A 12,012-nucleotide genomic window follows, 5' to 3' on the forward strand; every position below is an offset into this window, starting at 1 on the left:
AAGAGTTCTAATATCCAGTTCAACTATTAAGTGTATAAAATCTGCGCAGCAGGTACAACCGGTTGTTGACGCTCACGCCTCCAGCGCGATCGCGTGCACGTGCCGGCCGTAATCCGGCTCCTTGCGATGCACCGAGCGGCGGTAGCTGAAGAAGCGCTCGTCGGCGTAGGTGTCCAGACCAAGGTCGTCGATTATCAGGATGCCGGCGGCCTCAAGCCGTTTGCGGATGAAACCGGCGAGGTCGAACATCGCGTGGCCCTCGCGCACCGACGGGATGAAGAACATCGCGTTCTCCGCATCCGCCTCGATGAAGCGGGCCACGAACTCGTTGCCGACCTCGTAGCTGTCCTGCCGGATCAAGGGGCCGATCGCAGCAATAATGCCGCTACGCGAGGCGCCGAGCTTTTCCATCGCTGAAATCGTCGACTCCAGCACGCCCGTGAGCGCGCCCTTCCAGCCGGCATGGGCGCCGCCGATCACGCGCGCATTGGGATCGACGAACAGCACCGGCCCGCAATCGGCAGTGGAGACGCCGAGCGCGATGCCGGGCGTCCTCGTGACCAGCGCATCGCCCTTAGGTCGCGGTCCGCTCGGCCATGCGCGATCTGCGACGAGCACGTCGGGCGAATGGATCTGGTGCAGGCTGAGGAAGCGCCCCGGCGCGACGCCGACATGCTCGGCCATGCGGCGTCGGTTTTCGGCGACGAGAGCCTGATCGTCGCTGGAGCCGAGTCCGCCATTCAGCGCCGAGTAGATGCCATTGGAGACGCCGCCTTCGCGCGTGAAGAACGAATGGCGCAGGCCGGGCACCGCCGACAGCAGCGAGGAAGCGACGGTCATCAATTCCCTCCGGCTCGGTCGAGGTCGCTGAGGCCGGCAAGGCCGGTCAGCCGCGGCTCGGAGATGCCGAGCACCTTGAACATCGAGCCCATGCCGCTGCGCCCGGTATCGGTCAGGCGCTTCAACGCCACCGAAATGTCGGTGGCAACCTCCGGCGTCGCCTTCTGCATCAGGGCGGCAGCACGCGTGTCGATGCCGACGCGCTTGAGGAAATCGCCCTGCGTCACCGGGCCGTGCACGTGTGCGCCGACATCCTCGGCCGCACGCGCGAGTGCCTGGAAATCGACATGGGCGGTGACGTCGGCCTGGCCAGGGGCCTTCAGGGGATCGGTGAAGGTGTGACGCGCGATCGCCTGAAATGTGTCGCCGGCATCGCTGCGCAGATGGCCGTAATCGACGATGAGCGCGGCGCCGTCCTGGTCGCGCACGCGCGTGGCGAGCTTCATGATCTCGCTGTCCGGCCGCCATTCGAACACGGCGCCGACGGGCGCTGCGCGCACCAGGGACGGCAGCAGCACGTCGAAGCGCGGCGTCGGCTCGGCAGCCGCGCCGAATTGAAGCTTGCCGTTGGGATCGATCTCGATCACGCGCTCGTGCCAGCCGTTCTCGCGCTTCACCATCTGGTGGATCGGCAGCACGTCGAAATATTCGTTGGCGAGGATGATGCTCGGCCCTTCCGGCACGTCGTCGATGCTGTCGTGCCAGGCGATGTTGCGCACGCCAGACAGCGTCGCACTCTGGCGTTCGCGCAGGACAGGATTGACCTCGACCAGGTGGATGTGAAGCGCCTGGTAGAGCGGCGGCAGCACGCGCAGCGCACGCAGCGCATCCGCCATCATGGTGCCGCGGCCGGGGCCGAGCTCGATCAGCCGCAAAAATTGCGGCGAGCCCATCTGCTTCCACACTGAGGCGGTCCACAAGCCCAAGAGCTCGCCGAACATCTGGCTGACCTCGGGCGCGGTAGTGAAATCGCCTTCGCGTCCAAGCGGATCGCGCGAGACGTAATAGCCATAGCGCGGGTGCAGTAGGCACAGTTCCATGTACCGCCAGACCGGCATCGGGCCTGAGGATTTGATCAGCGCCTTGATCTCGTTGAGTAGCGACTGCTCGGTCACGGCGTGCTTTCTCGAAATGAACTAACGAATAGCCTCGGTCGGCTTCGGCGCACCGCGCCTCACCGCCAATACAATAAGTGTGCCGCCGACAATAAGCATCGGTATCGACAACAACATGCCCATGGTTAATCCGCCCCAGAGGAAGCCGAGCTGGACGTCCGGTTCGCGGAAATGCTCGCTGGCGATCCGGGCCAAACCATAGATCAGGATGAAGGCGCCGAGGATCATGCCCGGCCGCTTCAGTGCGCCGAAGCGGATCATGATCGCAAGCACGGTGAACAGAAAAATGCCCTCCATGCCGGCCTCATAGAGCTGGCTCGGATGGCGCGGCAGCTGGGTGGGATCGTTGGGGAAGATCATCGCCCAGGGCAATTCCGGGTCGGTGGCGCGGCCCCACAATTCGCCATTGATGAAATTCGCGATCCGCCCGAGCAGCAGCCCGACCGGCGCGACCGCGGTGGTGATATCGCCGAGCGACAGGATCGAAATGCCGTTGCGATAGGCAAACCACATCACCGCGACGACGCAGCCGAGGAAGCCGCCATGGAAGGACATGCCGCCCTCCCACAATTTGAAGATCGCGGCGGGATGCTCGATGAAGAAGGGCAGATTGTAGAACAGCACGTAGCCGGTGCGGCCGCCCAGGATGATGCCGAGCGTCACCCACAGGATGAAGTCGTCGATCTGCACCAGCGACATCGGCGCCGGCCCACTCCACAGGCGCTCTTTCTTCAGCAGCGAGCGCGCATAGAGCCAGCCGAACACGATGCCGCTGATATAGGCCAGCGCGTACCAGCGGATCGCGAACGGACCGATCTCGATCGCGATCGGTTTGAAGGCGGGAAAGTCGATGAGCAGAAAGGGCATCAGGCCTTCTATGTTTAGACGAGATTGCGGCGATAGAGCGCCAGCAGCCGCTCCCAATGCCGCTCGGCGGCGTCGCGATCGTAGACCGGGCGCTTGGGGAAGGCGAAGCCGTGATGGGTGCCGGGATAGATCTCGACTTCGGCCTTCGCACCGCTCATGCCCTGCTTGACCTTTTCGACGATCTCGGTCGGCGCATAGATGTCGGTCTCGGCGCAGGCGAAATAGAGCTCGGCCTTGGTTTTGGCGGCGGCGAGATGCGGGCTGTCGTCCTGATCGGTTGCGAGCTGCGTGCCGTAGACCGAGGCGGCGGCCTTGACGCGATCGGGGAAATGCGTGGCGGCGTTGACGGCGTAGCGACCGCTCATGCAGTAGCCGACGGTGCCGACGATTTTTGTGTTCGCGGCGGCTTGGCCCTCGGCATAGGCGAGCAGCGCCCTGGTGTCGTCCATGATCATGGAAATCGTGAGCGAGCCCATCAGTGCGAACATGCGCTTGCGCTCGGGCGCATTCGGATCGGCCGGCAGCGCGCCGAGCTCCATCACCCCGGAACGGTAATAGAGGTTCGGCAGCATCACGTAATAGCCCGAGGTCGCGAGCCGGCGCGCCATGTCGCGCAGCTCTTCGCGGATCGCCGGCGCATCCATGTAGAACAGGACGACCGGAAACGGCCCGCCGCGTTCGGGGTGGGTGATGAACGTTGCGGTGTGGCCATCCTTGGTCGGGATCGCGATCTGCTGGTCGATCATCTCATGCGCTTTCTGATTCTTGTTATGCAGGGACGTTGAATACGATTGCAAGGAAACCGGGGCATGACAAGGATACCGCCGATCAGCACTTGAACCGTTCGGCTCGGATTGCCATTGTCTTTTGGAGTGTTCGCGCAAAGTTTATCTGAGGCCGCCAGGAGACCGACATGACCCAGACCAACAACCGGTTTTTCGACGAGATCGGCCGCCTGATGAACGACGCCGCCGGTGCCGCCCAGGGCGTCAAGCGCGAGGTCGACACGGTGCTGCGCACCCAGGCCGAGAAATTCCTGCGTGACATGGACCTGGTCAAGCGCGAGGAGTTCGAGGCGGTCAAGGACATGGCCCGCCTGGCGCGCGAGGAGAACGAGGCGCTGAAGGCGCGGATTACGGCGCTGGAGGCGAAGCTCGGCGGGGCGTCCAATTAAGGTCGTCATGCCCGGGCTTGTCCCGGGCATCCACGCCTATCTTTGACGCCCAGCACGTGGATGGCCGGGACAAGCCCGGCCATGACGGCGCCGGGAGGATGGCGGTGGTTCCCGCAAAAAATCCCCGCATTTCCTTGTCATTTCCGCATCTTCCGGGTAAAAGCCCGCCACGTCCGCGGCCCCCGCACCCCTGGAGGCTTGCTGCGGCGTACACGATGGGCCGCGTTGCGGCCCATTAACTTTTGCAAAAACAAGGACTTAACGACATGGCGACGACCGTCAAGGAATTGAAGGCGACCGCACGTCCGAAGAGCGGCAAGGGGGCCGCCCGGGCTGAGCGTCGCGCCGGGAGAGTGCCCGGAGTGATCTATGGTAACAACCTTCCCCCGCTCCCGATCTCGGTTGACGATCGCGAACTGCGCACGCGCATTCTCGCCGGCCGGTTCCTGACCACGCTGGTCGACGTCGAGCTCGACGGCAAGAAGCACCGCGTGATTCCGCGCGACTACCATCTCGATCCGGTCAAGGACTTCCCGATCCATGTCGACTTCATGCGACTGGGCGAAGGCGCCACCATCCGCATCAGCGTTCCCTTGCATGTCGTGAAGGCGGAAGGCTCGCCCGGCGTGAAGCGCGGCGGCGCCGTCAACATCGTCGCCCACGCGATCGACCTCGAATGCGGTGTCGAGAACATCCCGCAGTTCATCGAGGCTGACGTCAGCGCGCTCGAAATCGGTCACTCGCTGCATCTGTCGGACATCAAGCTGCCGGCCGGCGTCAAGGCGCTGACTTCCGCGGAAGCGACCCTCGTCACCATCGTGCCGCCCTCCGGTTACGCTGAAGAGCAGAAGGCTGCTGCGGCTGGTGCTGCGGCTCCGGGTGCTGCTGCCGCTCCGGCGGCTGGCGCGGCTGCGCCTGCAGCAGGTGCTGCGGCTCCGGCGGCGGGTGCGAAGGCTCCGGCAGCGGCTGCCAAGGCTCCCGGCGGCGACAAGAAGAAGTAATCTCTCAAAGCTGGCGCGCGGTCTTTGATCGCGCGCCGAGCGAGGGGCGCGCCGCGTCATGCGACTGTTTGTTGGGCTCGGCAATCCCGGCGCGAAATACGCACGTAACCGGCACAATATCGGCTTCATGGCCGTGGACGAGATCGCGCGGCGTCATGGTTTCGCACCGTGGCGCCGTCGTTTTCAGGGCGAGACCTCGGAAGGCACGCTCGGCACTGAGCGCGTGATCCTGCTCAAGCCCACGACCTACATGAACGATTCCGGCCGCAGCGTTCAGGACGCCGCAAGCTTCTTCAAGATCGCAGCTGGCGACGTCACCGTGTTCCATGACGAGCTCGAGCTGCCGCCGGGCAAGGTGCGGGTGAAGATCGGCGGCGGCATCGCCGGCCACAACGGCCTGCGCTCGATCTCTGCGCATATCGGCAACGAGTATCGCCGGGTGCGGCTCGGTATCGGTCATCCCGGCGTCAAGGAGCTGGTGCATGGCCACGTGCTGTCGGACTTTGCCAAGGCCGACAACGACTGGGTGGCAACGCTCTGCGACGCCGTTGCCGAGCACGCGGCATTGGTTGCCAAGGGCACGGACGCGACCTTCGCCAACAGGGTGCACCTCGCCATGCAGGCGAAGGGATTTTTGACCAAGGACGACAACGGCAAGGAATAACGCTCGTGGGATTCAAATGCGGGATCGTCGGATTGCCCAATGTCGGCAAGTCGACCTTGTTCAATGCGCTGACCGAGACGGCCGCCGCACAAGCGGCGAACTATCCGTTCTGCACCATCGAGCCGAATGTCGGCGAGGTTGCCGTGCCCGATCCGCGGCTCGACAAGCTGTGTGCGATCGCCAAGTCGTTGCAGATCATTCCGACCCGGCTGACCTTCGTCGATATCGCCGGCCTCGTGCGCGGCGCCTCCAAGGGTGAAGGCCTCGGCAACCAGTTCCTCGCCAACATCCGCGAGACCGACGCCATCGCGCATGTCGTGCGCTGCTTTGAAGATTCCGACATCACCCATGTCGAAGGCAAGATCGCCCCGCTCGCCGACATCGAGACCATCGAGACCGAGCTGATGCTCGCCGACCTCGACAGCCTCGAGAAGCGCGTCGACAACCTCACCAAGAAGGCCAAGGGCAACGACAAGGACGCCAAGGAGCAGCTCGACCTCGTCAACCGCACGCTGGTGCTGCTGCGCGAGGGCAAGCCCGCGCGCCTCGTCGAGCGCAAGGCCGAGGAGGAGCGTGCCTTCGGGATGCTCGGCCTGTTGTCGTCGAAGCCCGTGCTCTACGTCTGTAACGTCGAGGAAAGCTCGGCCGCGACAGGCAATTCGTTCTCGAAGGCGGTGCAGGACCAGGCCGCCAAGGAAGGCGCGATTGCCGTCGTCATCTCCGCCAAGATCGAATCCGAGATCGCCACCATCTCGCGCGATGAACGCGCCGACTTCCTGGAGACGCTGGGTCTGGAAGAAGCGGGCCTCGATCGCCTGATCCGCGCCGGCTACACGCTGCTCGACCTCATCACCTATTTCACGGTGGGTCCGAAGGAAGCGCGCGCCTGGACCATCTATCGCGGCACCAAGGCGCCGGGCGCGGCCGGTGTGATCCACACCGATTTCGAAAAGGGTTTTATCCGCGCCGAGACCATCGCCTATGAGGACTACGTCGCGCTGAACGGCGAAGCCGGCGCCCGCGATGCCGGCAAGCTCCGTCTCGAAGGCAAGGAATACGTCGTCGCCGACGGCGACGTGATGCATTTCCGGTTTAATACGTAAGTTCTTTTCTCCTCGTCATTGCGAGCGAAGCGAAGCAATCCAGACTGTCTCCGCGGTGACAGTCTGGATTGCTTCGTCGCTTCGCTCCTCGCAATGACGGAAGATCACCGCATCCCGCCGCCCTGATCCCGGATCGCGCCGAGATGCTCGTTGATGCGGAAGATGATCAGGATCAGCTCCGCGATGATGCGCGAGAACACGATGCCGACCACGACGCTCGCGATCGACGACAGCAGCACCAGGAAACCGCCGAACGGGCTGATCGCCATCGCGGCGAGGCCGGAGAAGATGCCGGAGAGGCCGAACAGGCAGATCAGCGCGATCACCAGCCAGTAGAAGGTCTTGATGATCGTCGGCGTGATGAAGCGGTCCCACTGAAACAGGTCTCTGAATGAAAACATTGCTCTCCCCCGGGCAAATCGCCCGCCGGCTGCGTCAATTTGACGATGAGGCTGGGCCCGACTCGCCAAATGTAGCACGAGCCATGCGGGCCGGCGGGTTGAGATTGCCGCAAACTGCGGCCACAATCTGTCATTCCCTCAAAGCTTTCCCAAGATGACCCTGACCTTCGAAGATTTCCCGCCCGGCCGTTTCGGAACATTCGGCCCGCGCCATGTCACCCGCGACGAGATTTTGGCTTTTGCCGCCGAGTTCGATCCGCAGCCGATGCACCTGGACGAGGACGCCGCCAGCAAAAGCATGCTGCGGGGCCTGTCCGGCTCCGGCTGGCACCTCTGCTCGCTGATGATGCGGATGATGGCCGACGGCTTTATCACCCGCGCCGCGTCACTCGGATCTCCCGGCGTCGACGAGGTGCGCTGGCTGTCGCCGCTCAGGCCGGGCGACGACCTGACACTCGATGTCGACGTGTTGGAAGCGCGCGCCTCGAAGAGCCGGCCTGAGCTTGGCATCGTCAAGTTCAAATGCACCGTGCGCAACGCGGCGGGGCAGGCGCTGGGCGAGATGACCTCGCCGATCCTGATCAAGCGGCGCGAGGGAGCGGCCTGATGCGTTTCTTCGACGACATCGAGATCGGCCAGCGCCGCGAGATCGGCGCCTACAATTTCACGGCGGAAGCGATCAAGACTTTTGCCGCAAAGTTCGATCCGCAGCGCTTTCATCTCGACGAGGAGGAAGGCAAGAATTCGCTGTTCGGCGGGCTCGCGGCTTCGGGCTGGCATGTCGGCTCGGCCTGCATGAGCCTGCTTGTCGCGGACGGCCAACGTCTGGCGCGTGAGGCCGCAGCGCGCGGCGAGGAGGTCGCGGTGTGGGGCCCGTCGCCGGGCTTTCGCGATTTGCGCTGGATCAGGCCGGTGCTCGCCGGCGACACCGTCGCTTACGTCAATGTCGTCACTGACAAGCGCACCTCCGCCTCGCGCCCCGGCTGGGGCATTCTGACGGCCCGTACCACCGGCACCAATCAGCGCGGCGAAGAGGTCTATTCCATCACCGCCTCAGCCTTTGTGCCGACGCGCGCGAAGGCTTAGACCTGTTCCAGGATGAACGGGGTAAATGAGCGCGCGAGTGTTGCCCGCGCGCTATGGACGCGATTCCGGGCGGCTGCCATAAGCCTGCTCAGCATGGTTGACCCGCGAAGCAGTTGGCGGAACCATCGAGTTGCTAACCAATTATGAACCTGTCGCTGTCTATTTGAACGAACTGGGCAGAGGACAGGGGACGAGGACCATGGCAGACCGCGGCGCACTCAAGCTGGTTGGATTTATCTTTGCTACCGCGACGCTGGCCGTGATGCTGGTCGCCGGCATGGTGGTGAAGGGCTATGCCGATGGCGCCTACACCCTGGAAGCCTCGACCGTGGAAGCCGCCCGGTAAGAATTCGTTAACGTCTTGGGGCGCCGCCTCCGGTCCAGCCTCAGCGGCTATAGACGAACGCCAGCACCGCGATCGCAACCGCCAGCAATCCGACAAAGCGCAGCATGATCGTGCCGAACTGGTTCGGCGCGGGCCGCATCGGTATCGGGTCCGTGGTGTCGGGCCGAATGCTTTCCATCTGAAATGTCCCCAGGCCCGTCGCAACACCGACGGGCGCTAGGCATTGGTCGCCGGGGAGGGGCGGAGGGTTCAAAGCGCACTCTCGGGTCCAGGACACGCGCTGCAGCGTGTAACGCTGCTGCGCAGAGCCGGGACCCACCGCACCGTGCCCGGGAACGAGACCAGCAAGAATCAAAACCGCCGCGCCCCTTTCGGAACGCGGCGGCCGGTGATGCTTGCCAGCGATCAGCTATTCCGCAGGCCGTCGGCGGCGCGCTTCCACTGCGAGACGTTGTCGGCGATCATGCGGGTTGACTTCATCGCGGCCTGGCTGAGCTGGGCGTAGCCGGAGATCTCGCGCTGGACGCGCTGGCCTTCGGCGTGGAGCAGGTCGCGCAGGCTCTCGAGCTCGGAGATCAGATTCTCGATCTCGGCGAGCGAGGTGCCGGCGACGCGCTGGATCAGCGAGTTGACGTTGTTGACGGTGGCTTCCGCGCTCGGATCGAGCGGCGGCGCGTCGGTGGTGCTCCCCGCCGCCGGGCGGCGCAGATAGGCGATGTCGTTGCGGACGAAATCGCGGATGCCGGCTTCAACCTCGGTGACCGCGGCGAGGTTGGTATCGACCGTCTCGGTCTCGGTGGCTTCGATCTTTTCCGGACGCATGGCGTTCATCGTTGTTCCCCTGTTCGCGTTGAGCGCAGCGCGAGTGTCCCCCGCACGACGACGTCTGTAAGGCCTTAGCATCTGGGCGTGCGATTTTGACCGCAACTTGGCAGAGCTGCGGCAAGGGCGGACCAATTGGGGGCTTTGCAGTGGCGTATGGTTAGGAGAGTGTAAACGCCGTCGCCGGTGTTCGTCTCCCTCGCCCGCATGTGGGGAGAGGCGAAGAACTACCAGCTCTTCTTGAAGCCCGCCGTCACGCTCTTGTTGATCGCGCCCTGCGAGGTCTCGCCGACCGAGCCGGAGACGGTGACGTTGTCGAACAGCTTCTGCTCGGCGCCGACCTTGCGCAGCCATTTGTCGTCCGTGGTCGACATCGTCTGGCCGGCGGTGACGCTGGTGCCGGTGTCGGTGATGGTGACCTTGGCGGTCTGGTCGGTCTCGTAATTGCGCGCGATGATGCGCCCGCCGACGCCGGGGACGGCGGTCGTGCCCTGCTGGTTGACGCTGTAGCCGTTCTGGAGCGTCAGCGAGGTGTCGCCCGACAGCGGCACCGACTTGCTCAGCGACGCCCCGAGCTTGCTCTGTTCAGAGCCGGGATCGACGCGGGCTTCGACCGCGGTCTTGTCCCAGATCTGGCCCGCGCCCGGCGCGGTCGCCGCCGCCCAGGCGCTGCCGGAGGATTGCGGCAGGTTGCCGCCATTGGCGGCCTTCTGCGCCAGCAGCTCGGACATCGTCCGCGGCTCGTTCGCGACCGTCATGTCGGCGCCGATCCGGGCGTCCCAGAACGAGGAGACTGACTGCTTCACCGTCACGGCCGAGGAGCCATTGGTGTTGGCGTTCGACGACCAGTTCATCCCGTTGTTGGCAGCGGCCTGGGCGCGCTTCTTGGCGGCGATGATGTCGTTGAGCGTGCCGGCGTCGATGGCGAGCTGGCCCCAGTCGAGCTTGTCGACGTCGATGCCCTTCATCACGTCGGGATCATTGACGTCGGGGGCCTCCGCTGCCTCCTCGGCCTCGTCGTCGGGCACTGCTGCTGTGGCAGGGGCGGGGGAGAAGGGCGGAATGATCTGCGCCGGGGCCGCCAGCACCGAGCCGAAGATGAACGCGACCGCCAGCGGCAGCCTGGTCCAGCCAAAACCTGTCGAGATTTCCATTACCCTGCCCGCGAGCCCAGTTCGCGCCCAGGATGCGGAACTATCGTTGCAAAATTGTGGCGCTTGCCGCGCCCAGAATGACGAACCAACGGGCCGCGCGCAAGGCGCGCGCCCGATGACGAGCATCTCCACGACGGCATCCGGCGGGGCTGGCGGCCAGAACGCGTCGCGGGAGCATCAATCGATCGGTCCCGAATTGCGGAGCCCGTTGGTGTCCCCCTCAGCCGGCGCTGGTCATCTTTGGCAGATGAATGGCGCGGCCGAGTGCCTGCTCGACCAGGTCGAAGGTGTCGATCAGAACCCGCATGCTGATCAGCTTGCCCGCCCTGAACTGGGCGAACTGTGCGACCCGCAAGCTGATCGGCTTGTTGGAATCCAGCGCCGTCAGCGAATAGCGCAGCATCGAGGCGGCGGAATCGACGCCCAGCATGATGCTCTCGCGTTCGAAGCGGCGGACCCTAAAATTGTCGGCGAGCTGGCGGATGACGTCGAGCACCGCCTCCTTGCCCTGGCGCGCGCCGAGGAAGGGGAACATGTCGATCGGGCCGTAGAGCGCCCACTCGACGTCCTCGTCGATCAGGGCCTCGATATCCTCGAAATGCCGGTCGTTGATCGCGCGGTGCAACGCGCGCGAGAAACGCCAGAGGCTGTGCTCTGTCATTTTGGGCAGTCCTGACGCTGGCTTGCGGAAAAAACGGAAAACAACCCCATGCACTGCAATGTGCCCCGGGGCCGCTCAACTCATTTGTATGCAAACAAGATAGGTGATTTCGGCCAAAACGCAATTCACGTTTTCGCAATGCACAATTGATGGCGATTTGTGAGATTTACAACAGACCCCCGTAGTCTCCCGGGATTCTGCCGGCTCCCGGGCTAACCCCCGTCCACCCTTGCCCCCGTAATCAACGGCCCGATCTCCCGTTCCAGCACCTGCTGCACCAGGTCGTAGGAATCGATGATCTCGCGGATCTCAGCCACCAGCCCGCCGCGGAAGGTGTAGAACACGGCCATGTCGAACTGCACGATGCGGTCGTTGCTGCGTTTCTTGAAATAGGCGTGCATGTAGGTCGCGACCGCGTCGCCCTCGGCGACGATGTGCGGCGCCTTGTAGCGAACTTCCGAATAGCGCGACCAGATCGTCAGCCAGAGTTTCCGCAATTCGGCCTTGCCGTGGCGCGGCACCATATGCGGCAGCACGTCGATCGGTGCGTGGGTGAGGAAGTCGACGTCGTCGGTGCAGTAAGACAGCGCAGCCTCGATATCGCCGCGCGCAAAGGCGTCGAGCAGATGCAGCACGCGTTGCCTGTTCAGCGATTCGACACTCATGCTGCTCCCGCCCTCATTGGCCGTGGATTGCAAACGCTATCGTGCGGCGTGCGGATCCATCAATCCGCAAAAACAAAGGGTGATTGCAGGGTATGACGCGCGAATGCAATGCC

The 12,012-nt window shown here is 64.1% G+C and carries 17 protein-coding genes; 7 read left to right on the top strand and 10 right to left on the bottom strand.

What is annotated here, in order from left to right; genetic code table 11:
• Positions 1–72: 72 nt before the first annotated feature.
• From pgeF to BMW89_RS24185, 4 genes are read right to left on the bottom strand one after another with little or no spacing between them, the layout of a single operon-like run.
• Entirely contained in the window at positions 73–840 is a 768-nt protein-coding gene (gene pgeF / locus BMW89_RS24170; protein WP_092029525.1) for a peptidoglycan editing factor PgeF, read from the bottom strand.
• The gene (locus tag BMW89_RS24175) at positions 840–1,955 is read right to left on the bottom strand and encodes a class I SAM-dependent methyltransferase (RefSeq protein ID WP_092029526.1); all 1,116 of its coding nucleotides are present in this window, start codon (positions 1,953–1,955) and stop codon (positions 840–842) included. The genes pgeF and BMW89_RS24175 overlap by 1 nt, the downstream gene beginning before the upstream one ends.
• 21 nt (positions 1,956–1,976) lie before the next feature.
• Positions 1,977–2,822, bottom strand: a complete 846-nt coding sequence (lgt, locus tag BMW89_RS24180; RefSeq protein ID WP_177196276.1) for a prolipoprotein diacylglyceryl transferase — start codon at positions 2,820–2,822, stop codon at positions 1,977–1,979.
• A 14-nt stretch (positions 2,823–2,836) separates the two neighbouring features.
• A complete protein-coding gene (locus BMW89_RS24185; protein ID WP_092029527.1) occupies positions 2,837–3,568 on the bottom strand; it encodes a dienelactone hydrolase family protein in 732 nt (243 codons plus the stop codon).
• 167 nt (positions 3,569–3,735) lie between these two features.
• Between BMW89_RS24185 and BMW89_RS24190 the strand changes: the two genes are divergently transcribed.
• From BMW89_RS24190 to ychF, 4 genes are all read left to right on the top strand, one after another.
• The gene (locus BMW89_RS24190; RefSeq protein ID WP_092029528.1) at positions 3,736–3,996 is read left to right on the top strand and encodes an accessory factor UbiK family protein; all 261 of its coding nucleotides are present in this window, start codon (positions 3,736–3,738) and stop codon (positions 3,994–3,996) included.
• Between the two features lie 266 nt (positions 3,997–4,262).
• A complete protein-coding gene (locus BMW89_RS24195) occupies positions 4,263–4,997 on the top strand; it encodes a 50S ribosomal protein L25/general stress protein Ctc (protein WP_092029529.1) in 735 nt (244 codons plus the stop codon).
• Positions 4,998–5,055: 58 nt separating this feature from the next.
• On the top strand, positions 5,056–5,661 hold the full coding sequence (pth, locus tag BMW89_RS24200; RefSeq protein WP_092029530.1) for an aminoacyl-tRNA hydrolase: 606 nt from the start codon (positions 5,056–5,058) through the stop codon (positions 5,659–5,661).
• 5 nt (positions 5,662–5,666) lie between these two features.
• A complete protein-coding gene (ychF, locus tag BMW89_RS24205) occupies positions 5,667–6,764 on the top strand; it encodes a redox-regulated ATPase YchF (RefSeq protein ID WP_092029531.1) in 1,098 nt (365 codons plus the stop codon).
• Positions 6,765–6,868: 104 nt separating this feature from the next.
• Here the strand turns inward: ychF and BMW89_RS24210 are convergent, their stop codons facing one another.
• The gene (locus tag BMW89_RS24210) at positions 6,869–7,165 is read right to left on the bottom strand and encodes a DUF4282 domain-containing protein (RefSeq protein WP_092029532.1); all 297 of its coding nucleotides are present in this window, start codon (positions 7,163–7,165) and stop codon (positions 6,869–6,871) included.
• A 154-nt stretch (positions 7,166–7,319) separates the two neighbouring features.
• Between BMW89_RS24210 and BMW89_RS24215 the strand changes: the two genes are divergently transcribed.
• From BMW89_RS24215 to BMW89_RS38000, 3 genes are all read left to right on the top strand, one after another.
• Positions 7,320–7,772 (top strand): MaoC family dehydratase, encoded by a 453-nt coding sequence (locus BMW89_RS24215; protein ID WP_092029533.1) that lies wholly within the window; start codon positions 7,320–7,322, stop codon positions 7,770–7,772.
• A complete protein-coding gene (locus BMW89_RS24220) occupies positions 7,772–8,251 on the top strand; it encodes a MaoC family dehydratase (protein WP_092029534.1) in 480 nt (159 codons plus the stop codon). Before BMW89_RS24215 ends, BMW89_RS24220 begins: the two co-directional genes overlap by 1 nt.
• Positions 8,252–8,450: 199 nt before the next feature.
• Positions 8,451–8,597 (top strand): hypothetical protein, encoded by a 147-nt coding sequence (locus BMW89_RS38000; protein WP_007596790.1) that lies wholly within the window; start codon positions 8,451–8,453, stop codon positions 8,595–8,597.
• 40 nt (positions 8,598–8,637) lie between these two features.
• On the opposite strand, the gene BMW89_RS38005 is transcribed toward BMW89_RS38000, so the two are convergent.
• The 5 genes from BMW89_RS38005 to BMW89_RS24240 form a co-directional block, all read right to left on the bottom strand.
• Entirely contained in the window at positions 8,638–8,775 is a 138-nt protein-coding gene (locus BMW89_RS38005; RefSeq protein ID WP_164987744.1) for a hypothetical protein, read from the bottom strand.
• A gap of 227 nt (positions 8,776–9,002) precedes the next feature.
• Entirely contained in the window at positions 9,003–9,428 is a 426-nt protein-coding gene (locus BMW89_RS24225) for a hypothetical protein (protein WP_092029535.1), read from the bottom strand.
• 218 nt (positions 9,429–9,646) lie between these two features.
• Positions 9,647–10,573, bottom strand: a complete 927-nt coding sequence (locus BMW89_RS24230) for a hypothetical protein (RefSeq protein ID WP_092029536.1) — start codon at positions 10,571–10,573, stop codon at positions 9,647–9,649.
• 220 nt (positions 10,574–10,793) lie between these two features.
• A complete protein-coding gene (locus tag BMW89_RS24235; protein WP_092029537.1) occupies positions 10,794–11,234 on the bottom strand; it encodes a nuclear transport factor 2 family protein in 441 nt (146 codons plus the stop codon).
• Positions 11,235–11,446: 212 nt separating this feature from the next.
• Positions 11,447–11,899 (bottom strand): nuclear transport factor 2 family protein, encoded by a 453-nt coding sequence (locus BMW89_RS24240; protein ID WP_092029538.1) that lies wholly within the window; start codon positions 11,897–11,899, stop codon positions 11,447–11,449.
• Positions 11,900–12,012: the final 113 nt, after the last annotated feature.

The organism is Bradyrhizobium sp. OK095 (assembly GCF_900109945.1).
Taxonomy (GTDB): Bacteria; Pseudomonadota; Alphaproteobacteria; order Rhizobiales; family Xanthobacteraceae; genus Bradyrhizobium.

Excerpts from the sequence above, each read along its gene's own strand:
- BMW89_RS24235 (WP_092029537.1), bottom strand. The coding sequence starts at position 11,234 with ATGACAGAGCACAGCCTCTGGCGTTTCTCGCGCGCGTTGCACCGCGCG.
- pgeF (WP_092029525.1), bottom strand. The coding sequence starts at position 840 with ATGACCGTCGCTTCCTCGCTGCTGTCGGCGGTGCCCGGCCTGCGCCAT.
- BMW89_RS38000 (WP_007596790.1), top strand. The coding sequence starts at position 8,451 with ATGGCAGACCGCGGCGCACTCAAGCTGGTTGGATTTATCTTTGCTACC.
- lgt (WP_177196276.1), bottom strand. The coding sequence starts at position 2,822 with ATGCCCTTTCTGCTCATCGACTTTCCCGCCTTCAAACCGATCGCGATC.
- BMW89_RS24195 (WP_092029529.1), top strand. The coding sequence starts at position 4,263 with ATGGCGACGACCGTCAAGGAATTGAAGGCGACCGCACGTCCGAAGAGC.
- BMW89_RS24220 (WP_092029534.1), top strand. The coding sequence starts at position 7,772 with ATGCGTTTCTTCGACGACATCGAGATCGGCCAGCGCCGCGAGATCGGC.
- BMW89_RS24185 (WP_092029527.1), bottom strand. The coding sequence starts at position 3,568 with ATGATCGACCAGCAGATCGCGATCCCGACCAAGGATGGCCACACCGCA.
- BMW89_RS24240 (WP_092029538.1), bottom strand. The coding sequence starts at position 11,899 with ATGAGTGTCGAATCGCTGAACAGGCAACGCGTGCTGCATCTGCTCGAC.
- BMW89_RS24225 (WP_092029535.1), bottom strand. The coding sequence starts at position 9,428 with ATGAACGCCATGCGTCCGGAAAAGATCGAAGCCACCGAGACCGAGACG.
- BMW89_RS24190 (WP_092029528.1), top strand. The coding sequence starts at position 3,736 with ATGACCCAGACCAACAACCGGTTTTTCGACGAGATCGGCCGCCTGATG.
- pth (WP_092029530.1), top strand. The coding sequence starts at position 5,056 with ATGCGACTGTTTGTTGGGCTCGGCAATCCCGGCGCGAAATACGCACGT.
- BMW89_RS38005 (WP_164987744.1), bottom strand. The coding sequence starts at position 8,775 with ATGGAAAGCATTCGGCCCGACACCACGGACCCGATACCGATGCGGCCC.
- BMW89_RS24210 (WP_092029532.1), bottom strand. The coding sequence starts at position 7,165 with ATGTTTTCATTCAGAGACCTGTTTCAGTGGGACCGCTTCATCACGCCG.
- BMW89_RS24230 (WP_092029536.1), bottom strand. The coding sequence starts at position 10,573 with ATGGAAATCTCGACAGGTTTTGGCTGGACCAGGCTGCCGCTGGCGGTC.
- BMW89_RS24215 (WP_092029533.1), top strand. The coding sequence starts at position 7,320 with ATGACCCTGACCTTCGAAGATTTCCCGCCCGGCCGTTTCGGAACATTC.